This is a genomic window from Marinobacter sp. E2, assembly GCF_055755345.1.
Map to the genome: position 1 here is coordinate 1,391,270 of NZ_CM146911.1, position 21,588 is coordinate 1,412,857.

A 21,588-nucleotide genomic window follows, 5' to 3' on the forward strand; every position below is an offset into this window, starting at 1 on the left:
GCATATGTCAAGTTTTCTGTTTAAATTTTTATTTAAATAAATATTGAGTAAAAGACTGTCCTGCGTAGGGCTAAATATGGCTAGAGTGGCATAAAATCTGAATTGGTTTATATTTTTATTATTTCGTTATGAATGCTAACTTAAATTAAATGATGACTGTTGTAGAAAAAGTGATTGCTATCAAGCGATCTGTCGTGAGCTGATCCTGCCTGCCATCATAACTATTTGATTTTAATTATATTTGTAATATCGATAACAATAGATTCGTTCCAGTAGTAGTATTAGCCTGTTCTCTAAATAAGCTCAGCGACTCTTCGAAAAGTTAGCGATAAGCTCTTTCCAGTCAAAGGTACTGCCAGCACATGAAGCGTCACTGGTCGGCCAGGGCTCAATGTCATCTGGTACTCCCCCCTAAACCCGGATTGCTCCGGATACAAGAGCGTTACCTGGTTACAATGGTAGGCATTGGCATAGGTACTCAGCTGATAGAGATCTGCTGAGGAGAGAGAAGCCAGAGGGTTACTGGCCTCCAGCAGTTTCCATTTTGTATCCATGATGGCAACCGGCCGGTTCATAGCATTCAACAAACTAATATCCGGGCGCATCAGAAGCCGGCCTTTGCCGGAGTCATCTTCGCCCAAATATTTACGTGGGCCTTGTTCCACTAGGCGCAGCCGCATCTTTCGGGCGGTCGGCCTGAGTTTTACGGCTACAAAGCGTTCGAATAGCTGGTTCATGTCGAACAGCAGGCTGTAAACCTGCCGCTGGCCGGCCCGGGCATCGAGGTACTGGCCGTCAATAAACAGCCGGGCCAGCTCCACCACGCTGGCATAGCGACGCTGCATCCGGTTCAGGTCGTCGGCGCGGGGCAGGTGATCGCCTTTGTGAATGACACCGATGCCGCCAAAGCGCATCCGCATACTCTGAATGTGTTGGCGAAGCATGGGCGAGCTTGCCAGTTGGGTCATACACAGCAGTGCTGTATGCAGGAGGCGGTTCACGGGAATATCCACCACCAGCTCATTGAAACGGCAAGCCAGGCGCTGGGGCTTGAACAGGTTCTCCCGTTGCTGGCGGATCAGGTCAATCCGGCCTCGAACTTGGTCGAGCGTATCCTCCACATCCCGGTAGTCCCGAAGCAGGCCCTGTTGAAGCTGAGCTTCAAGCAACTTCAAAAAGTGGCGTATGAATACATCCAGAAGTCGGTGATTGCTGGTGCCCAGGCCCGCTTGCTGGGCAGTCAGTCCCTCGATATCACCTGCGGTGTCCAGCATTTCGATCAGGGTGGTGCGTTGCTGTTCCGGTGTCTGATGCGGAAAAACCTTGGGCAGAATTTCGATTTGCAGTACCTGCTGGACCTGTACCACACCACAGAACTGCCGGAACTTGACCCGGTTGCGGCCCCATTCAAGACAATTTTTGGGAAGCATGCTCTCTGCACTAGCCAGTGCATCGGCCTCCGGCGCCGTTAGATCGCCTTCCTTGCCGATGGTTAGCCAGCCATGCTCAACGGCACTCACCAGCTTCACGCGGGCATTTCCAGTGAGTCATAGATTTTGCGCAGGGCATCCGGCGTGATCTCGCCTGGCTGCTTCACCCGGAAGTCGGGCTTCTCTGGCATATCCACGTCCGAGCCGGCAAACAGCTGGCCGGGGTCCAGTATCTTGCGGGTAATAATCTGGTGCTCGGCCGGCGCTGTGTCGTCCGCCAGCACTCGGCGAATCTGCTGCCAGTCGTCATAGAAGTATTCCGCCAGCATGGGGATAATGTCGTACACCATGGCGTGGCGCAGGCTATCGATATCCTTCACTTCCATGAAGTACGCATGCCCGAAGGTCTGGTCCCGGTGCAACAGATAGCGCAGGCGCAGGTTAATGGCATTCAGTAAATCGCGCAGGCTCAGAAGGCCCCCTTCGCCATCCGGTATATAGCCATCCCCTTGGTTGCCAGTTATCTGTTTGGGCTCCGGCATCAGCTCAATGAAGCGGAACCGCCGGCGCAATGCAGCATCCATCAGGGCAATGGAACGGTCGGCGGTGTTCATGGTGGCGTAGATATCGAGGTTCTTTGGTACGCCAAAGCGTTCGCCAGAATAGGGCAGGGTGATCTCCATGCCGTCCACCAGCTGGTCTTCTTCATCCCACCAAGCTCGCTTGTCGGCCTCGATCAGGGTAATCAGCTCACCAAAGATACGGGAGATATTGCCTCGGTTTATTTCATCAATGAACAAAGCGTAGCGTTGGTTCGGATCTTGCCGGGCCCGGTTGCAGAAGGCTTTGAACAGGCCGTCTCGTACTTCATAGCTGATGCCGCCTTCGGCGGTTGTTTGCGGCCGGATGCCTTCCACGAAGTCCTCGTAGCTGTATGACTGGTGGAAGGTTACGGTCAGGTGGCGTTTGATCCGAGTTTCTTCGTTTTGTGGTCCTGACTGCAGTTTCTTGAGCTGCTCGCGCAAGCCTTCCCCGGCTTCCTCCCAATCGCCGGCGAAGATCCACTGTCCACCGGGTTTCTTGTCAAAGATAAGCGGAGGCTGGCGTTTATCCGGTGAGTAGTTGACGGTTTCCGATTCCATTATCGTGTGGCTCTGCAAGGCAGCCCAGCATTGGGCGCGGAGGTTGCTGCTGCCAACACGGCCCTGCACCCGGGTCTTTGCCTTAAAGTAGGGATGCAGCAACAGTTCGTTGACCGTCGCGGTTTTACCCTTTTGGCTCAGGTCTGCGAGGGCTAACGCTACCGCCTCCCACCAGGAGGTGTTGGCCAACTGCTCCTCCAGCCATTCGCCCGTTGAGACCTGGCTGGCGGCCCGTTCGTATTTGGGCTGGATGTGATTACGCCAATGATGGGTTTTGCCTGTGCCGGGTGGCCCGTAGAAAATCTGATTCACCGGTCTGCCGATATTGATGGCTTGTTGACGAGACGTAGGCTGATTGGCCTCTACCACCTTTACAGGCGGCAACTTGTTCCAGAGGCCAGCCACGAGTTTCGCGGACCTGGGTTTGATTTCGATACCAGAGCCTTGCGGTGTCCAGTTCTGGCTATCCACAGTGCCGGCTTTCAGGTCCGCCAGGCTGATGTAGGGCTCTGCCTTTGGATCACGCAGATCGGTCAGTGTGATGTCCACATACAGTGCTTTCTCGCCCTTGTCCGCCAACTCTGGGTCGTAGTGGGCATCTTCATACGGTTCACTGGTCACTGTGCCCCGGGCGACCAGGCCTTTCGGCTCTTCACCCAGTCTCACCAGGTAGGCGGTGTCTCCCTCTTTCAACTGCTTGGAGGCGGTTCGCCAGGGTAGGGTGACATTCTCGCCTTGGGCCACCCGAAGCCGGTCATCCTGAAACGATTTCCACTCCCAGTTCTCCGGATTCCAGGCCATTAACCAAACACGGGGCGACGGTCGCCATTGGTCGATCCAGGGTGAGGCGTAGAAATCAACGCCTTGCTCCTCCTGCTCTTCCAACTGCTTGCGGATCTCTAGCAGGATTTCATCCACTTCCGAATTGCTCATTGCCTTGAGCTTGGCTTTGGGTAGGTCGCCGAGCACCCGGGCTATTTCTTTCTTATCACTGCCCACCGAGATGGACTCAAAGTGATCGGGAAAGAGCAGGAAGCAGATAATATGGCGAAACTGTCTCGCTCTGGCATCCGGAATGCTTTCCAGCCAGTCTGCAAAGGACCAGGGACTTTCCAGGGTCTGGCGTTGGGCTTCCGGCGCAAGCGCCTTGAAGGCTTTCATCATTTCAATCAGGAACACCAACTCACGCCACCGCAGGGTGTTGTAGCCAGTACCTGTACTCCCGGCTCCTGAGAGAGTCGCGTCTTCCAGTAGCCAACTTTCAGGTAGCGTGTCGCCGGACAATTCCCAGATATTGAGCACCAGATCCCGCTTGGTACCCGGCTTGATGTTGGTGGAGAACAGTAGCAACAACCAGTTCAGCTCCGCCATCAGCTTGATCGCTTCGGGGGAGGCATCCGTTAGTTGTAGCGCTAACTTGTCGAAGTAGCTCTCGTCGCCCTCCTGGGGATTCTGGATAAAGCGTTGATCCAACTCCGCCAGCTTGTCGGTGCTCCAATATTTGCCATCACCCAGCAGAGGGCCGTTATCCAGGAGACATTGATCCTTCCAGAGCTGGGCGGCCTCAAGCAGAGCTTTGATGTCATGACGAGAATTGTACTGGCTCATGACGGAGTTCCTTCAGTTGCGGCGAGTTGATCAAAGGCTTCCAGCACCCGGCGCTGGGTGAGGTATTCGCCGTGCTCGGCGATTTCCTTGCGCTTGAGGCCGGGGAAAGTGACAGATGGATAATCCGGGCCCATCACGTCGGCCGGGTCGAGAATGTAGCGCAGCTCGTCTCTGGTCAGGCCGTACAGCCGGGCATAGTAGGCATCCAGTTCGCAGCGCAGTTGGTGCCGGCGGTCTGGCTCCCAGCCGAATGGTTCGCCGTCGTAGCCCAGGTCGCGGGCGAAGGGCGCGAGGTCGTGGCTGGTGTACGTAAGTTCCAGAACGCGCGGAGTGATATAGGCCAGATCCGTCTCTCTATATGTCTCCGGTGGCAACACGGGTAGCTGCTTCGCGATAAAGAAGTTCATCGTGGTGCCACCGATTTTCTGCCGTGCAATATAGTCAAATGGCAGCGTAGCCAAGTTAGCTTGCAGAGCGGCAGCTAGTTCTGAGGGCGTAGCAACTGGTATAAGCATCAAGGGAAACTTGTTTCCTACAGCCGTGAAGGGGATCGTTGAGCCTATAAAGGTTCTCTCGTCAGTTGCTCGGCAGATGTCTCGAAATCCGAGAAGGTATCTAGGGCTTCGACCCTCCAGTCGATCTTCCACAAGCACTGCGTAATCTTGCTGTGCGGAAAACGCCGTCAGCCAATCGTCCAACTCAGCATCGGTCATCGGGTGATCTTCAGCCATTTTTCGAGCTGCCAGACCATCTTTGGTGAACTCAGCGGTTTGGAACAGGTTGCCGGTGGTGCCGCGCTTGGTTACCTGGCTACCCAGCAGCTGGGAGGCTTCTTCAAACTGCTCCCGGACCAGCAGTTGACCTGCCAACCACTGCCGCAGGCCTTCCTCCAACTTGGCGGTGTCCTGCTTTTTCAGGCCATCTAGCAAGGTACGAGGCATATCAGCGGTGCGCAGCAATACCTCACGCTCTTCCACCCAGTACCGAGGAAGCGGTGCGTAGTCAGGCTGCTGCTTTTCGGCCACCGTCGTATCGCGAGTGGTTTCGCCGTCGATTTCATAGGTGGCGAAGCGGTGGTCGTAGTGGTGGACCATTTTGGCTTCATACAACGGCAGGTACCTAGTGCCATCAAAGAGGAACTGATTGCTTTCGAGTTGTGCGCCTTGGTCGTCGAGTTGCTCATAAGTGCGAAACAGGTCGCTGTCGGCGGACATGTGGAACATAGCTTGGAACTTGATATTCCAAGGATTGGTTTCAGGGTTCTCCTGCATCAACACCGGCGCTTGGCGATACAGCTTACGAGTGAGCTCCGCGTCTTTTTTCGCCCGGAACACCGGGCAGGTGCGTGTGTTCGGGTTGATCAGTGCGAAGTCTTCCGGCGACAGCTGGAACAGGCGTTCTTTGTCGTCCAGGTGCTCAATCCGGGTCGAGAAGAACATCAGGTCGGCATGGTCGATTTGATCAGCGATGGTCAGAAGCACAAACTTCATCCGGCTATCGACGGACTTGAACAGCTTTTCTCTATTCTCAAAATCGTAAAGGCTTGCCAAGCGTTTTCCGGTAGAAAGCGCATCAAAATAGGCCTTGGTGCTGTCATCCGTGGCAATACCCGTGGGTACAATAATACCGGCACGGCCACGGCTGGCAGTCAGGTTCAGCGCCAATTCCGCAAACAGGGCGTAGAGGTTGACGTCACCGGTACCGGTCAGAGGAAAGCGTGTGCTACCACGTACAAACTGACTGGCAGCTTCTGCGGCATGTCGAGCTTCGAAGAAATCCCGGTGCAGGGCTTGATCATGCTCACTGCTACTGGACTTCAGTGCCTGAATCATCCTCCGGCGGGCTGCAGCGTTGGGTGCCGTCGCGATTTCTGGGGAGCGGGAGGCGAAGAACTCCTGCTCCTGGAGCTTGATACGTTCCCATGGCGGGTTACCCAACACCACGTCAAAACCTGCGTTGTCCCGGTTGAAGACTTCCGGGAATTGCAGTGGCCAGTGGAAGAAATGGTTCTGTTCGGCACGTAGCCGCACTTCGGCTTCCACTTCCGGGCTGAGCTCGCCCCGATGGGCGGCTTTCAGCGCACCGTTGTCCGGGATGCGGTTGGCGTAGCCCTGGTTCTTCGGGACAAAGAATGCGGCCGTCCAGAGGTCTTCCAGTAGCCGGGCACGGCGGGCTTCCTGGCTTTGCTGGGCGGCCTGCCATTGCTGGCGCTTGTTGAGCACCTCGTCCAGGGATTCTTCCGGCAGCTCCTCGACAGCCGCAAGCTGCTGAGCGTTGATGCGCAAGTCAATCGCCAGGGTTTGGGCCTGCTGTTTATTGGTTTTCTTCAGGTCTTTCAGCAGCGCCTTGTCGTCGCCCTCCAGGGCTTTGAAGGCATCATCGGGTATGCCGGTTTCCAGCACGGCGGGGTCATACACGCCAACCAGGGCGTTGCCACACTGGATGTGGCTGTCGAGGAAAGTCAGCGGTTTGCCGGGTTCAAGGGCCTCCATCCACAGCGCGGTGCGGCACAACTCCACGGCCATGGGGTTTACATCTACCCCGAAGATGCAGTGTTGTACTACCTCGCGCAGGGCGTGCTGGAACTGGGCCGGTGTGGGTTCGCTACCCTCGGCATCCAGTTGTGCCAGTTCCCGGGCCAGGGTGCGGGTGGCTGCCAGCAGGAAGTGGCCGGAGCCACAGGCCGGGTCTACCACGCGCAGGTCGAGTAGGGCCTGGCGCGGTTCGTCCAAGTGATCCGCCAGGCGCTCACGAATCACCGGTTTGAGAGCGGTATCAATCAGTGACTGTACCAGCACATCCGGCGTGTAGTAGGAGCCGGTGAGCTTGCGCAGGTTGCCGGCGGTGGTGTTGTTTTCATCCAGGCCGATAAAGCTGAACTGCCAGGGCGTGGTGTTAATGGCCGGTACCAGCTCCAGCAGGGCTTCGTACACCGAGCCAAGCTCTTCGGCATCCATATTGGCGTAGTCGGTGGCCACCAGGCTGTTGCTGGTCTCGCTGGGGTGCCAGGTGAGGGCCTTGATGGCTTTTAGCAGGGACTGGTTATCAATCAGTGCATAGTCCAGGTTGGGGCATTGATCGTTGCCAAACAGGCCGCCCAGAGCTGGCAGTGCCAGCAAAGGTTGACCGGCGGCCAGGCCGTTAATAGTGTTTTGCAGCGTCAACCAGAGATCGTGATGGCGGGCTTCAAAGCGATGGGGCTTGCGGGCCGCCCGGCGCAGTACATCCAGGCTGTAGCCCTCCCGATAGCGCTCCCGAGCCAATGGGTCGCTGCCTTCCGGGTGCAGCAGGTCGCGCGCTTCTGCCCGCAGCAGGAAGAGCAGGCGATACACCATGCGCAGCAGTTCCTGGTAATAAGTTTGAGCATCCAGCTCACGGGATTCAAACTGCTGGCGGAGTTCATCGTTTTGCGGGTGGCGCAGGAAGCCATTACCCAGAGCTCCCAGCGCTTCGGTAACGCCCACGCGCAGCTTGTCCAGCAGCCGTTCGCCCTGTTCTTCTGCCTCAGCGCGCCATTGTTCCAGCCAGCATTGGCTGGGTGCTGTTTCGCCATCGCTATTGGTGCCCGGCTGAAAGCGGCTGGCGTGGAGCAGCAGCCACAGAATACGAAACTCCGGCAGCTGTTCCTCGGCAAAGCACGTGGCCAGGTCTATTTCGATATAAGCAGGGCGAGTCATGGACGGGTTGTCCCGCAGAATACGAAGGCGTTGGCCATCGCTGACCAAGCCCCACAGTGCTTGGTCGTTGGCGTTCAGGTATTCCTGTAACAAACCGGTGGGGCTGCGCCGGCGGCCTTCGTGGCCGAAGCGTGGGTCGGAGGTATCCAGGGCTTTGTCGCCCGGTGCACAAAACACCATGGGTACCTGGCCACCGAAGGCATAATGGGTAATCGGGAAGCCGCGCTCGTCGATCATTTGCGGTTCGGAATAGGCGTGCAGGTCGGAAAAACCAAATACCTGGGTCAGCAGGCTCTGCAGCCAGTGCTGGGCGGCTGAGGTCGGGTTGGCAAGGTCACTGCGCTGGCGTTGCTGGTCAAAGTTTTGCCAGTTGGCCTGGGCAATTCGCCAGAAGCGGCCGATTTCGTCCCGGAGGGTCAGGCCCCGGGGAATGTTGTAGTCAGCTGCGGTTTGCCCCTTCAGCTGCAGGCCTGCCAATTGGTTGAACAGGTCGGCGGGCAACAGGCCGCCCTCCAGAGTAAAAATGCCGTTCTGGTTGGCTTGTGTGTTGCTCATGGATAAAGCTCCTGAATCAAGGCGGTGGGGCCTTGCTGGTAGATCTCGTTAAAACGGTCGGTATGCTTGAGTACCCGCGCCGCTTCCGGGTTGAACCATTGCAGCAGTTCTATGGCATCGGTATGGCGACGCGGCAGGTCTTTCCAGTGCCAGATGGGCTCGTGGTGAAATACCCGGTTCCTGAGTTGTCGCAATCGGTTGACGGCCCGGCTGAGCTCTTTTCTTTGCCGCTGGCGCTTCGGCAGTTGTCTCAGCGGTGGGTGGCGCAGTAGTTTGGGCCAGAGAATTTGTTTGTGCTCATACCGGGTGTCGCACAGGCTGCACCAGAACCCGAACGTCAGCTCTGCCACGACCTGGTCCGGATTGATGGGCTGCTCGTTGTCTCGCTTGCGCAGTTCGGCGATCACTTTCTCGATAGAGCGCTGCTCGCGCTTGTGCAGCCACAAGCCCTGGAACCAGTTTTCGGTATCAAACTCTGTGCTGAGGGCCCGATGCATGGCATTGCGGAACACCACTTCATTGAGGTGCAGTACCGGGTATAAAGCCTCGCTCAGGCGCAGGTTCCAGTGGTAATGTGCCATTGCAAGGCGGTAGTCACCCTGGCTGTGGGCCAGATAGGGCCCCAGCCGCTGGGGAGACAGGCCGGCGATCAGTGAGTCCAGTTGGTTAGTCATTGAGCATGACCTCTCAACCGGTTATACTGTTCGCACAGTCCCCGGGCTATTCCTCTCCCAGTCTTGCTACTGGTGACGAACCCGGGGTTATTTTTTTCTCCCCTCTGTTTTTCTTCCCTGATCAAAACGCGACCTCTGGCATTAATACGTACACGCCCAGAATGTCGGCTGGCAGTTGTGGGTGAACCTGGAAAGTACCGCGGCCCTCCCGTTCTGAATCCCGCACCCTTCGGTGATCTTGCAGGAGTTTTTGGCCATGCCCGCGGGCAATGTCATCCAGAGCCGCTTGTTGTTCCTGAAGACGCTCCAGAGCCTGCTTAACGGCGCGTTCGCGCACATCGGGTGTGGTATTTTGTGTAGCATCCAGGTTAAACAGTGATACCGCTTCCTCTGTGCTGAGCTGGCGGGGCACCTGGTTACCCTCCATCACGACGGTGACGGCTTCCTCCGCTAGCATTTCCTTGCGATTACCCTCCCGCTCTACCACCAGGTTGGTGCGCAAACGCAGCAGGGCGATGATGGTGCGTTGATTCACCTGATTGGTGGTGATGGCACCCGCCCGGCGGGCAGGGCGGTCTGCGGCAGGCAGGTCTTCCGATTCCAGGGCGCGTTCGGCCAGCTCATCCGCCAGCACGGTGACCAGAGGGTGGCTGCGGTGAATGTAAGCCACATCTCGTGGTAGCGGTAGCGTAAATCCGATCTGATCCAGTCGGCGGATGCCATGACCTTCCAGTCTTTGCTGGATGGCCGCTGGCAGCTCACCCCAACTCATGCGGTAGTGTTGCCGGTGGGTTTGAAGCGGTGCCCGCAATGCCACCAGAGCTTTGATAATGAAGCGCTGCACGTCGGCCTGACTGCCCAGAACCTCCTGCATTCGCTGCCATTCCGGCAGCACCTCTTCCGGATGGATGGCTTGCTGGGCAAAGATGGTGCGATTGCGTTTGGCTTTGTCCCGAGCACTTTCCCAGCTTACGTCCACTTGTTGTTCTATGTCGTCCAGGGTTTCGACTTCCTCCAGCCCCAGGCCCATCTGGCTCATGCCGCTGTCCAGGCCGCGGGTGAGCAGAACGGTCTGCATGATGGCCTGAGTCACCCGGTTTTCGTCTTCTGGCATGGGCACGCTGACCCCCAGTGCTTTGCGGATGGCTTCGGCTTTGCGGATGATGACCCGCAGTACCGCGCCATCTACCGGATTGTTATCGCCATAGAGCATTAGCGCTTTAACCACCGGAGTGCGCTGGCCGAACCGGTCTACACGGCCCTCTCGCTGCTCATGGCGGGTGGGATTCCAGGCCAGATCGTAATGGATGACAGCATCAAAGTGCTCTTGCAGGTTGATACCCTCTGACAGGCAATCGGTGGCCACGAGAATGGGTGGTTCTTCCTCGTTGGCCTGTGCTTCTACACGCTCTTCGCGCTCGGCCGGGTGCAGCTCACCGGTGACACATTGAACGTTGTACCCCTTGAACGCCTTGGCAAGGTGTTCTGCCACATAATGCGCCGTTGGTATGTAACGGCAAAAAATGACGGGCCGGAAGCCTTCCTCAAGCATGGGTTTGAGCCGGGCAATCAGCTGCTTCAGCTTGGGGTCGGCCGTTGGGCCTTGAAGGCTGGCGGCTCGTGCAATCAGTTGTTGCAGCAACGGCACGTCTTCAACCTGGGCGCTTGGCTCCAGGTCGTCCTGGCTTTCGTCACTGCTGTCCAGAATGGTTCTGTTGCCCAGCTCGTCCAGAGTATTGATGGCTTTTGCGGAGTCTGCTTCTGGCTGGATGGAGCGGTCTATCCGGTTCTGGAGTGTTCGAACGGCTGCCGCAGGTGACGAGGAGATGCAGCGCAACAAGGCCAGAGCGGCCCACCAATGCAGGCGCTGCTGGAATTGGTCCAGGTCCTCAGCGCGGTCTACCAACTCTCTGGCGTAATTGACGACATCCTGGAACAGCCCCATCCAATCGCCTTGCATGCGGTAGGCCGTTTCTGCCACCTCTCGATCCGGGAACTGGGTATTGTCCTGCCATTCGGCGATGTCCTGGCGGCGACGTTGAACCATATGCCTGGCCAGGCGCCTTCGGATGGGGTTTCGGCTGTCGTCCAGACGTGTCAGGGTGGCAAATTCCGTATCGAGCAGGCCAAGGAGGTTCTGGAATGCTTGCTCATCGCCGCTGTGGGGTGTGGCTGTCAGCAAGAGCAGGTTGCGAGTAGCTTTTTCAGCCAGCCCTTTGAGCAGGGCATAGCGTTGGTGCCGACCCTGACCGCTGCCCTGGGCGCAGGTGTGGGCTTCGTCTACGATCACGAAATCGGAGCAGCTGCTGAGGAATTCGTCCCGGCGACGGTTGGATTTTATGTAGTCCAGGCTGACCACTGTGTATGGGTAGTGCTGGAACAGGGATTCGCTTTGTAGCAGGCCTCGCTCAAGTCTAGCCGCCGTGTGACGGCTGACAATCACCGGGCGCAGGTGGAATTTTTCGCTCAGCTCTTCCTGCCACTGTTCGCACAGGTGGGGCGGGCAAAGTACAGTGAAGCCTTTAACCTCGCCGCGGTCGATCAGTTCACGCAGAATCAGCCCAGCCTCGATGGTTTTACCGATACCCACGTCATCGGCAATCAGCAGACGCACTACCTCCTGTTTGAGTGCCATGAGCAGAGGCACCAGTTGGTAGGCCCTTGGTTCGAACGCCAGGTTGCCAATGGCCCGGAAAGGCCCGGCACCGGCCCGAAGCTTCAGCAGCATGGCATCGCGGAGTAATTGGCCGGACTGCTGGTTACCTTCGCGGGCATCCTCAGGGTGCGGTGCAGGGAAGAGGGCCTGCTCCACGCGCTCAAGTGCCGCCAGCAGTCGTATGCGGTCGTCATCGCCGCTACCCAGGGCTCTCAGGTAAAGGTCGTCTCCGGCAGACTCCGGGAGCACAACCCACTCCCGATCGCGCGCCCTGACAATGCTGCCCGGGTTATAAGCGGGTGAGGTGGCTGGTGCATTCATGAGTCAAAAGTCTCCCGTTTGGCTGGTTCAGTCATGGTGCCGAATACATCCGGATGGCGCGCAAATAAGGCGGGCCAGCTGTTGGTTTCTTTGGGGAAGCGCAACACCAGGAAGCCCGCGTCTTCAAGATCCCGTGTTTGTTGCTGGTCGATCATGCGGCGGTCTTCGTGGTCGTGATGGGGGCCGTCTACAAAGATCAGGGCCCGGCTATCGCGGTAGGCGAAGTCCGGCCGTACATTGAACTCTTTGAGGTAAGGCTGTGCCGCATCCGGTTGGCGCAGTGAATAGTGCTGGAGCGCATCCAGCCAGGCCTGCTCCAGACTGCTTCCGCTGGCTTGTTTGAGCTGCGCCGCCTGGTCCGCTGGCCGGTTACCGCCAGAGCCTGTTTCCAGCGTCATTTCGGTTAGCTGGGCAAGCCACTGCAGTGCTTCCTGATCGCGTCGGTCGATGTTTTCGTGATCTGGCTGGTTGAAGTAGCTAAGAATGCAGCGATAGCAGCCTGCTTCGCAGCTGGCGTTGGTGTCTTGCCATTGGCTTTGAGGCAACTCATGCCAGGCAACGGTGTCATCCGGGCGCTGCCAGTGCATTAGCTCCAGGGCGGTTTTAGCCACCTGGCGCCACGTAGAGGGTTCTGTGGCAAGGCGCGTCAATACCCCGGCACCGCCTTCGGCAGCTTCATAAAAGAGCAGGGCATTGCGCTCATGCATGTTTGGCAGCGGCTCTGCCATCAGCTCGCTTTCTTCCAGCTGGAAGTTGAGCTCAATGCCGCGTTTGATCGCGTATTGCAGTGTGGCAGCCGTGGTGGGTGACATGGCCAGTCTTGGCCGGATGACCAGGACATTGCGCCGATCGGTGACGAAGGGAGAAATACGCTGGCGCTGATTTACCGGTTCGTCGGCCTCGTTTTCTTCGTTGCCACCCTGTTCATCGTCTTTCAGCCAGGTGCCATTGAGCGGGTCAATCATGAACCCGTCAATTTCTTTATTTTTGCGTCGTTTCCAGCCCAGGTTGATGCGCCAGATGTGGGCTTGTTGCGCATACTCCATCTCAGCGAGCGGGTTATCGCCCTGTTGCATGTTGCTGCGCACGGCCTTCAGAACGCCATTCTCTTCCGGGTACTGGAGCGTGGTGCGAAGGTCGTAGCCCTGGCGCATGCGCTCTTCTTCGTCGCAAGTGATGCGGGTTACCGGGCGCGTTGCCACGTTTTCAATGCGGAAAAGGTTGTGCACCATTTTCCCTTCCGACAGCGGTGTCTGGCAGGCGACGCACAAATCCAGGTCAAGCTGTTCGTTGAAGTGCCCGTAACCACAATGCCCGCACATTTTGGCCTGCTGCTCGGGTAACTTGGCCTCTGTTACGTGTTGCTGATCCACGGCACCGAGAATGACCCGTTTAACTCTGTATTGCTGGCCTTCGTGGTAGATGAGACTGAGCGGACCGAATTCCGAAATCGCCAGGAATCGGGGCCGTGACAATACACGGTTATGGTTTTCCCGCCGACTGGTTCGGGTGCCGGGAATAAAGGCTGCCAGTGGCAGGCGGGGGAAGTTGTAGCCCGGAAGGAAACCCTGGCCGGCCAGGTAACGGTAGGTTTCAAAGTCCGACTGCCGCTTGCTGTTATCCTGAAGCAGATTGAACTGAATGGTACCTTCCTCCCAGCGCCTTTTGGCAATATCCCGCTCCCGCTTGCTGCTGGCCGGGCTGGTCATCAAGCGATTGGCTTCCTCGATCTGTTTCAACGTAGATCTATAAAGATCGCGCCAGCGAGTGAAGCAGTCGTTGAGCCTTGCCATGGCCTGCTGAAGGCGTTTATCTGCCCACCCTGATGCAGCCACTTCCAGTGGCTCCTGGCTGTTAAGCCATACGCCCTGGGCCGGCGCTAGCGCATCGCCAAGCAGCTGCATCAGCCGTTTGCCGCGTTGTTGGGCACCGGCAAGCGCCTTTTCGTTGGCCAGGGAGTCGGCGTAGCTTTCACTGATTGGCATGCCCTCTTCGGTTACGTCGATCAGTTCGTTGATGGCGGCTGGTAATCGAGTTCCCGTTTCAGATAGCCAGATGGCGAACAGGTGACTGCTGACCAGTTCTTCGTTTGCCAGGTCCAGCATGGGCGGGGTGACCTGTCCGTGCACCATGCGCTTTGGGTCTCGGAAGAAATACTGGTCGTGCGGGCTTTGTGCAGCGCAATAGGTGACCACCAGTGCTGGCTGGCCAGATCGGCCTGCCCGGCCGCTGCGCTGGGCGTAGTTCGCCGGTGTTGGCGGAACGTTTCGCAGGTAGACCGTGTTCAGGGAGCTGATATCTACACCCAGCTCCATGGTCGGGGAGCAGAACATAACCCTTAGCTCACCGGCGCGGAATGCACGTTCCCGATCTTCGCGGTCTTCTGGATCAACTTGTGCGGTGTGTTCGTGCGCCAGGAACTGGAACCAATCATGGTGCTGATGTTTCAGGCTATCTGCGACAGCCTGGTAGAGTGCAGTGAAGTAAGGGTTGTTGGCGATGGCCGGTGCCAGGGGGTCACGCTCCGGAGTTCCACTGCCCCGTTTCCAGACCAGAACTTCCCCAATCAGCTGGTAACCGTTGAGCTCTTTATCGACGGCTTCGGCTTCAATCAATCCATAGGTTTCCAGTGCCTGAAGCAGTGCTTCGATGAGCGCCGGCCAGTTTTTATCGTTCAGAGGCTCGTAAGGAGCATTGCCCCATATGCCCGGCTTTTTAAGCTCCTGGGCAAGACGGGACCGGCTGCCCAATGAAACGAGGTCGAACTCCCGGCCCTTTGGGCGGCGGCCGATGATGGCGTGGCTGCCTTTGGCCATGTCTCTTGCGCTGCCAAGCTGCCACTTTTCTGTCAGATGCGTAGTAGCCAGGTTCACCCATTGTTCGTGCTGCAGGTGGTCCAGGTAACGGGTACGGATGCACAGGTTTTTGCGCATGACATCCAGTACCAGTTTGCACACCTGATAACGAACTGCAGGGGTTGCCTTTGCAAGCATATCGGGGGACTTTTCCCAAACGCTGTGATCTTCTGTCAGTTCTGTCAGTCCGTCGTAGGCTATTTCCAGCAAACCTAATTGTTCGAGGTTCGGCACTGTGAAACGCCAGCCACGGCGCAGGTCGTGGTATGCCCGGTAGCCCAGTACGTTGCGCATGGCTTCCTCGGCATCACGCTTGAGCCGGGGAATACGTTGCTCTGGGTTTTGGAGGTAGTCTGCCCGGATGGCGGGGTCGTTACTGTCCATTCCCAGGGCATTGAAGATGTGCTGGGCGAGGTCCCGGTCGGTTAACAGCGCACCATCTTGTTGCTCAAGAGAGGCAAGAACACCGGCTCGAACCAGCAGGATCTGCATAAAATCGTTGAAATGGCCGGCCTGGAGCGCAGCATCCTGTCGGTTGTCGCTGAATCCAAGCAGCTTTCTGGCTTCATCCGCCAGCTCATTATCAGCGCCCAGAAGGTATCTCAGTGACGACAGTGTGAGGGTTGTAGTGGCAGAACTCCGACCTTCCGCTGATAAAGAGCCGAGTCGGGTCCAGTCCCGACCGGAGCTATGTGCCTGGCCACAGTTCAGGCAAAAACGAAAACCACCAGGTAAATAGTAGCCTCGTGCGCCGTCCAGATGCTGAGCCCCACTGGGCAGGACATGAATCTCCTGGGGTCGGAACTTTGAATAGTAAGACTTTATTTTGGGTGGGTCTTTTTTGAAGTCCAGCCAGGTTTCCGGGTAGTCCTCTTCGTTCCAGTGACCGAGCATGACAAAACCGTAGCCCGTGTCTTCCTCTTCTGCAGACGTTTCCTTGATGTCTCTGGGCTGGAATCCGAGTTCGCCGGTTTCATCATTTTGTTTATGCCAGACAGGGTAGTAATCCTGGCCGCAACTACGGCAGAAATGCACGGTGTAAAAGCGCCGAGAGCGATCACCAGGAACGTATTGTTGGCCGTGTAGATCGAGGGTGCGTTTACCTGGCTCTTCGAGGGTGGCGTAGAGGTCGCCTGCACCTGAGATAAACTGATGCAGGCGGAATGCAAACAGTGGTTTATCGCTGATATCTCTCGTTCTGTAGGCCAGTAGAAGAAACTGTGCGAGGTAACGTTGGCAGTCTTCGGGTTTAAGGCCAGAGGCTCCACTCAGAAGGTCCGCTGCTTCTTCGAGGGTCTTTGGTTTTGCCCGGACCCACATCCCTTCTTCTTCAGTGATGCCGAGAGTGAGTTCCACCCAGGCGGCAACAGGATGCTTTCGTAATGTGTCGAACTCTATCTGCGCCGGGAGCGGTTGTTGCAGTGCCGCAGCAAGTTCGCATTTATCTGGCATGTTAGCCGGGATTTGGCGCTGCAAGGTTTCGCCAATGATGTTCGCCGCGGGCACTTTTTGGCCAAACATCTTGGAGGCAACCTCTGCTACCTTGGCCTGACGCTCTTCCCGGGTGCCATCGGTAGCCATGGTCGCAGAGGTGCCGATGCAGACAAGGTTTAGATTCATCCGTTCCCGAACACGGCGGACTAGCATGGCAACATCGGCACCCTGGCGGCCGCGGTAGGTGTGCAGTTCGTCCAGTACCAGGAATTGCAGCCCATTGGAGTGGCGGATAACCGCTTTGTCCCGCTCATTCTGCCGCGTCATCAGCAGCTCCAACATCATGTAGTTGGTGAGGATAATGTCCGGCGGGTTCTGCATGATTCTTTCCCGCTCTTCCTGGTCTTCCTGACCGGTGTAGCGGGCGTAACTGATAGGCCGGGTGTCATCAGAGTAGTCAGATAAAAATTTCTCCAGTTCTTCTTTCTGGCTATTCGCGAGGGCGTTCATCGGGTAGATGACGATAGCTCGAATTCGAGCAGTGGGGTCTTGTTGCTTTTCCCTGATGATCGCATCAACCATGGGTATGAAGTAGGAAAGCGACTTGCCCGAGCCGGTGCCTGTTGTCAAAACATAGGGCTCACTGCGCTGGCAACAATCAATGGCCTCTCGCTGGTGCTTGTAGAGTGTCGCAGGCACTCCAGTGGAAGTGGCGCTCTTGCCGAACCGGAAAATGTTGGCGGTAACGGGCGTAAGGATGCCCTCGGAGGCTAGGGAATCGACGGTGCCAGTGGTGACGTAGGACGGGTTGATCTGAATCAGTGGAGAGGGCCAATATCGGCCTCCATCATATTCGCTGTCCAGGAAGCTGCTGATGTCCTCAGCCTTGGGTTGAATAAAGGAGCGGGTAAAGTCTCGGTAGTCACCGACCAGCTTGTCCCGAAATTCAAAAACGTCCATCAGGCTTGGCGCCTCCCTTGCCTTATTATTGGTGCCCCAGCAGGCAGAATACTGTTGGCATTGAGCGATTTAGGCTAACTCCGAAAGTCTACCAAAGTTTCAGGAGAAAACGTGGATAGATCAAGGGCATGTTGTGAGGGAGCGCATTTGGGAGGTCTGCGTCACTAAGCCAGAAGATTCTTCCAGTCGAGGACTCGGGTACTGATTTGCTTATTTAGCCCATCCTCGCGGAACGAGTTGCGGGATGGGTTATTTTACTCGTTTGAACTCATCGTTGTGGTCGAGGTGATATCAAGCGAGTTCGATAACTACAGCTTTATGGCTTCGCAGTGCTCGAATCCCATGATCGGTTACCAAGTTGATCAAATACTCACCTGTCTCTAGCAGCTCGGCGGCTTCTCGAAGCGTGGCAACATATACTTTGTTCTCAGCGCGGTTTGTCGTATTGCCGTTTATCGGTGATGACTTTTTCCGATTCAGCACATACCGTCCGGAGCGGTCGTGCTTGGCGATGAAAAGGGTAGGTTCACCTTTCACCTTGCCGATGGCATAGATCCGTTTGACCTCTCCATGGCTCGCCGTTGCGAACTCATCATTCGCTAAAGCTACACGTGCTGCTGGCATCTGCACAGTGGCTTGCGCCGTTTCGAGTTTCTTGCTGGTTGGGGCGTTTTGCTTGCCGGAGAGTATGGCTATTTGGTCAAGGAGTCCTGAGCGAGCCTCGTCGAGTTTGTCAGCGTTGGTTTTGTCCGAGAGTTGATTCCGTTCCTTACGCTGGCAAAAGTAGGCAATCCGCTCCGCATTTGCCCCGGAAGCATGAGGTAGGCCCGAAAGCACGCGAGTTCGATTGATAACCCCTTCACTGGCAAGTTTCTCGAATACCGCGTCCACACCCTGCCCGAGAGGAATAAATACACAATCATTTGGCAGCGCATTTATTTCTGCCACCAGTCCGGTCTGTATTTGATCCCAAAGATAGCTGTTTGAAATCATAGTCCTGCCGCCAGAAAAATTCTGACCTTGGTCGAGTACCGGATTCCGCAACGCGGATGTGAAATGCACCAAGTCTTGGCGGCCTTGGAAGAGGTCCTCACAACTATCAACACCCAGCCAATGCTGCAGGCCAATAAAATCCATCATTTCAGCCAGGTTGCGCCTCATGGCTCCAGCAAAGCTGGCGGAGTGTTTGGCGTGTTTAAGCACTTCCTCGGCCAGTAGACCCTGCCTGAGCCGTTCTTGCGCTGCTTTAATGGCAATCGTGGCTTGCTGGATGCCCGGAGTGATCCCGCAGATGACTACTCTGGCAGATTCATTGACGAACTCGAAAGGGGCGTAGTAGGTCGCGTACCTTCCGTTTTCGGATAGAAGCAGCTCCTTCGGGAGATCTCTTCCGTTGATTTCAACTTGTGCCAGAGAATTGAGGTTGGAGTGTTCCATGGCGTTTTGCTCCATTCTTAGTGTTGTTGTTTGTATTTATGGCCAACCGTAATGACGCCGCCACGCTCGCCCATTACCGCAAACGGCGGGGCATCATTTGTCAGTGCCCGGAGTAGCTGTTTCAGCGACCTGATAAGAGCCTTTCGCTGTCGTCGATCAAACTCAACCAGCGAAGTCCCGCCTTTTTGCTCCTCCATTTCGCCGTATTCCAACAGCACATCGAGCACGATGTCTGAGATAGCTCGCTGGGCAGCGCGTTTGCGTCCATGTTCCGTAAGTTCGTAGTTAACGTTTGTCATGTTAATGCCGCTCCCTGACCGCCGTGGGTGCAAACCCCGTTGTTACTGAGCCACCAAGAGGTTCAGTATCTCGTTGAATGAGTCACTGTCTTTGACTTTGATCTTGTTGATGCCAGCCCGACCGAGTTCGGGGAATTTCGCCAGGCCGCTGTGGCGGGTGGTTGGCTCATCAGCGCCCACTGCCGGGTAGTGTTTGATGATCGAGGTGTCTGGCACGGCGATCTCATCCGGAACCCAGAGAAATTGAGTTTTTCCTTCATGCTGGTGTGCGAACGCTATTCCTCCAATGACCCGGTAGCCGTCAATTTTTGCATTGGGCTTGCGCTGGGCAGGGTGCTTCTCAATCGACGGGTGGTTTGTAAGAACTTCCCTCAGAGTCTCTTTATCTGCGACTACGCCAGAAGGGGCTTTGGGCGGGGATTTGCGCGCCATTTGCTCCGCGAGTTGGCCTACCATGTGTCGGCGTCTGGCTTCTGATGCCCAGAAGTCCAGGTTTTCGAACAGCCAGCATGGGTCGATCATCAAAGCAGTGCCCAAGGTTTCGGCGTTCTCCGGGGTTACCCATTGGAGGTTGTCAGGGTCAAATGCCTTGGCTTTCAGGTAGGCCTCAAAGCCAGGTCGATGTTCAAGTGGGAGAAGCGAGTACACCTCGCTGGTTTTATCCAGCTGTCTCAGAACTTGGTGATGGATGGTTTCCGCCAGCTCCCGAGCAGAAGGCGAGGGGGCCTCTGGTTTCAGAACGAAGGGGGGCAGCCATTGGAATTCACGGTACTTGCCTTTGTGAAGCAGCCAGCGCTGCACATCGGCTTTACGGGCGACTCCTGGACGCTCTTGTGGGAGCTTGTCTTCACCTTCTGTGAAGCCCGCCAGGCGCACTGTTTCGACCGCCAGCCCACTCAAAAGGGCGATTTGCTCCCTGGTGAGGGTGTCGTCATCCTCACCGTACTCAAAGGCCATTACCGCCTCATGTAGATCCAGAAGTAAACCGAGGGTTTCTTGGCGCTCTGTGAGAGTCGAATTGATCACAGCGTCACCGGCGTTGAATTCTACCAGTGCCCGCAGTGAATCCTGATCCGCCTGGTCATCCCCGCCCTGACGACGTTCGACCGCAAAGTCGAAACAGCGGTCAAGTAATAGTTCAATGTCGAACTGTTCCCTGGTACTACCAGAGAGATCCGGGGATTTATGGCTCTCAAGGTCCAGGGCGAGCGCTGTCCGGTCCTGGCCAAGGAACAGGTTGATGACGTCACTGACCTCATGGTTGATAAAGTCTTGAGCAATTTTTTGAAGTTTTTCGCGACTCAGGTTTTCCATGTCGTGCCCTCGGCAAGGAGTAAGAGTGTTGTTGGTTGCCAAATACACTACTGACTTTACTGGCGGTTTGGCGTTTGCGCAAGAAAAAAGTTAATTGGCTGCCAAATATATTTTTTGGTCAGGCTAAAATGTAGGCTGGCTTGGTCATCATTGGGGGCAGTCTCAAGGTGATTCAAAGGGGCTAACGGGGGTAAGTATTGGAGGAGGGAGACGTCAGAACTTTCTGAATTGCGCGAATTAGGACCCATCCTCCTACCCACATATTGGGTGTTGGAGGATGGGCCGCTTCTCTCAGTGAACGGTACTGCCCGTACCAACTTGGAGGTGTTGGCTGGAAGAGTAGTCAATGGTCGCGTAGAACTTGTTTGGCTCCTCAGAATTCTGGAAGAGATCGAGCGTAATCCAGTCCTCTCCCCGTCGCATCTGGACGGTGAGATTGATCTCCTCACAATTGAATTCCTTGGTGAGCGTCGCGGCCAGGCTCTGGGTCTTTTTCATGAAATCCATGTTGAATCCCTCCGATCAGAACCAGACGTTCTTTTTGATAGTGCCCAGCTGGTTCGCCGCGCTGGCAGTCTCTGGAGTCAGCTGTGACAAGGAGCTGTCACCGGTAGTGCCATCGCTGTAATTCTGGAGATTGTCGCCGATCACGAGGCGGGTGCCGTCCGTGCACGACACCCGCACTTCGGCTTTGCTCAGCTCGAAGTTGTCGAGAGTCTCCGCCAGTGCATTGGCCTGTTTGAGCAGGTCAGTAATCTGGTCAATCAAGTGTTTCATCATTCTCGGATATCCTCTGCTTGCTTCTTGAATTGGTCACGCCATTCGAGACCTATTTCGACGTTACCCCATTTCATCGTTCTAGCAAGCAAATAGATTTTGGCCGGACCGTGTGATTGAATGTCAGGTAAAACAGAGAGATACCGCTCCTATTGACGAACGGCGATCGCCAACTCGTAAAAATTATGTGGCTGGGGAGCGAAAGGTTATGGCTAAAAGTTGATCGTTTTGGGGTTGAGGGGTAGGTTGGTGGGTCAGTTGGATTTTGTGATCTAACTATTTGAATTTATTAGTAGGTTGGTACCCCCGGCAGGACTCGAACCTGCTACCTTCCCCTTAGGAGGGGGACGCTCTATCCAGATGAGCTACGGGGGCAAAACCGCGAGAAGGGCGGTATGATAGCGGTCTGGACCGTGCGGCTCAAGGTGCAGCCCTGTTTCGGTGACTTT

11 protein-coding genes and 1 tRNA gene are annotated in these 21,588 nt (G+C 56.2%); all 12 read right to left on the minus strand.

Going from position 1 to position 21,588, the window contains the following annotated elements:
• Positions 1–293 precede the first annotated feature (293 nt).
• The 12 genes from AC0J1C_RS06330 to AC0J1C_RS06385 all read right to left on the minus strand — a co-directional run bounded on the left by AC0J1C_RS06330 (position 294) and on the right by AC0J1C_RS06385 (position 21,514).
• Positions 294–1,529, minus strand: a complete 1,236-nt coding sequence (locus AC0J1C_RS06330) for an McrC family protein (protein WP_473046075.1) — start codon at positions 1,527–1,529, stop codon at positions 294–296.
• The gene (locus tag AC0J1C_RS06335) at positions 1,526–4,180 is read right to left on the minus strand and encodes an AAA family ATPase (RefSeq protein ID WP_473046076.1); all 2,655 of its coding nucleotides are present in this window, start codon (positions 4,178–4,180) and stop codon (positions 1,526–1,528) included. Before AC0J1C_RS06335 ends, AC0J1C_RS06330 begins: the two co-directional genes overlap by 4 nt.
• Complete coding sequence (locus tag AC0J1C_RS06340; protein WP_473046077.1) at positions 4,177–8,412, minus strand: Eco57I restriction-modification methylase domain-containing protein; 4,236 nt, start codon at positions 8,410–8,412, stop codon at positions 4,177–4,179. Before AC0J1C_RS06340 ends, AC0J1C_RS06335 begins: the two co-directional genes overlap by 4 nt.
• Positions 8,409–9,086 (minus strand): hypothetical protein, encoded by a 678-nt coding sequence (locus AC0J1C_RS06345; protein WP_473046078.1) that lies wholly within the window; start codon positions 9,084–9,086, stop codon positions 8,409–8,411. The genes AC0J1C_RS06340 and AC0J1C_RS06345 overlap by 4 nt, the downstream gene beginning before the upstream one ends.
• A gap of 121 nt (positions 9,087–9,207) precedes the next feature.
• Complete coding sequence (locus tag AC0J1C_RS06350) at positions 9,208–12,063, minus strand: helicase-related protein (protein ID WP_473046079.1); 2,856 nt, start codon at positions 12,061–12,063, stop codon at positions 9,208–9,210.
• On the minus strand, positions 12,060–17,312 hold the full coding sequence (locus AC0J1C_RS06355) for a DEAD/DEAH box helicase (protein ID WP_473046080.1): 5,253 nt from the start codon (positions 17,310–17,312) through the stop codon (positions 12,060–12,062). The genes AC0J1C_RS06350 and AC0J1C_RS06355 overlap by 4 nt, the downstream gene beginning before the upstream one ends.
• A gap of 291 nt (positions 17,313–17,603) precedes the next feature.
• The gene (locus AC0J1C_RS06360) at positions 17,604–18,749 is read right to left on the minus strand and encodes a hypothetical protein (protein ID WP_473046081.1); all 1,146 of its coding nucleotides are present in this window, start codon (positions 18,747–18,749) and stop codon (positions 17,604–17,606) included.
• A 17-nt stretch (positions 18,750–18,766) separates the two neighbouring features.
• Positions 18,767–19,048 (minus strand): hypothetical protein, encoded by a 282-nt coding sequence (locus AC0J1C_RS06365; RefSeq protein ID WP_473046082.1) that lies wholly within the window; start codon positions 19,046–19,048, stop codon positions 18,767–18,769.
• 42 nt (positions 19,049–19,090) lie between these two features.
• Entirely contained in the window at positions 19,091–20,362 is a 1,272-nt protein-coding gene (locus AC0J1C_RS06370) for a hypothetical protein (RefSeq protein WP_473046083.1), read from the minus strand.
• 291 nt (positions 20,363–20,653) lie between these two features.
• Positions 20,654–20,869, minus strand: coding sequence for a hypothetical protein (locus AC0J1C_RS06375; RefSeq protein ID WP_473046084.1), 216 nt, complete (start codon positions 20,867–20,869; stop codon positions 20,654–20,656).
• A gap of 15 nt (positions 20,870–20,884) precedes the next feature.
• On the minus strand, positions 20,885–21,142 hold the full coding sequence (locus AC0J1C_RS06380; protein WP_473046085.1) for a hypothetical protein: 258 nt from the start codon (positions 21,140–21,142) through the stop codon (positions 20,885–20,887).
• Between the two features lie 295 nt (positions 21,143–21,437).
• A tRNA-Arg gene (locus AC0J1C_RS06385) sits at positions 21,438–21,514 on the minus strand.
• Positions 21,515–21,588 lie beyond the last annotated feature (74 nt).

Coding starts and splice junctions, on each gene's coding strand:
- AC0J1C_RS06335 (WP_473046076.1), bottom strand. CDS start 4,180: ATGAGCCAGTACAATTCTCGTCATGACATCAAAGCTCTGCTTGAGGCC.
- AC0J1C_RS06340 (WP_473046077.1), bottom strand. CDS start 8,412: ATGAGCAACACACAAGCCAACCAGAACGGCATTTTTACTCTGGAGGGC.
- AC0J1C_RS06345 (WP_473046078.1), bottom strand. CDS start 9,086: ATGACTAACCAACTGGACTCACTGATCGCCGGCCTGTCTCCCCAGCGG.
- AC0J1C_RS06350 (WP_473046079.1), bottom strand. CDS start 12,063: ATGAATGCACCAGCCACCTCACCCGCTTATAACCCGGGCAGCATTGTC.
- AC0J1C_RS06355 (WP_473046080.1), bottom strand. CDS start 17,312: ATGGACGTTTTTGAATTTCGGGACAAGCTGGTCGGTGACTACCGAGAC.
- AC0J1C_RS06360 (WP_473046081.1), bottom strand. CDS start 18,749: ATGGAACACTCCAACCTCAATTCTCTGGCACAAGTTGAAATCAACGGA.
- AC0J1C_RS06365 (WP_473046082.1), bottom strand. CDS start 19,048: ATGACAAACGTTAACTACGAACTTACGGAACATGGACGCAAACGCGCT.
- AC0J1C_RS06370 (WP_473046083.1), bottom strand. CDS start 20,362: ATGGAAAACCTGAGTCGCGAAAAACTTCAAAAAATTGCTCAAGACTTT.
- AC0J1C_RS06375 (WP_473046084.1), bottom strand. CDS start 20,869: ATGGATTTCATGAAAAAGACCCAGAGCCTGGCCGCGACGCTCACCAAG.
- AC0J1C_RS06380 (WP_473046085.1), bottom strand. CDS start 21,142: ATGATGAAACACTTGATTGACCAGATTACTGACCTGCTCAAACAGGCC.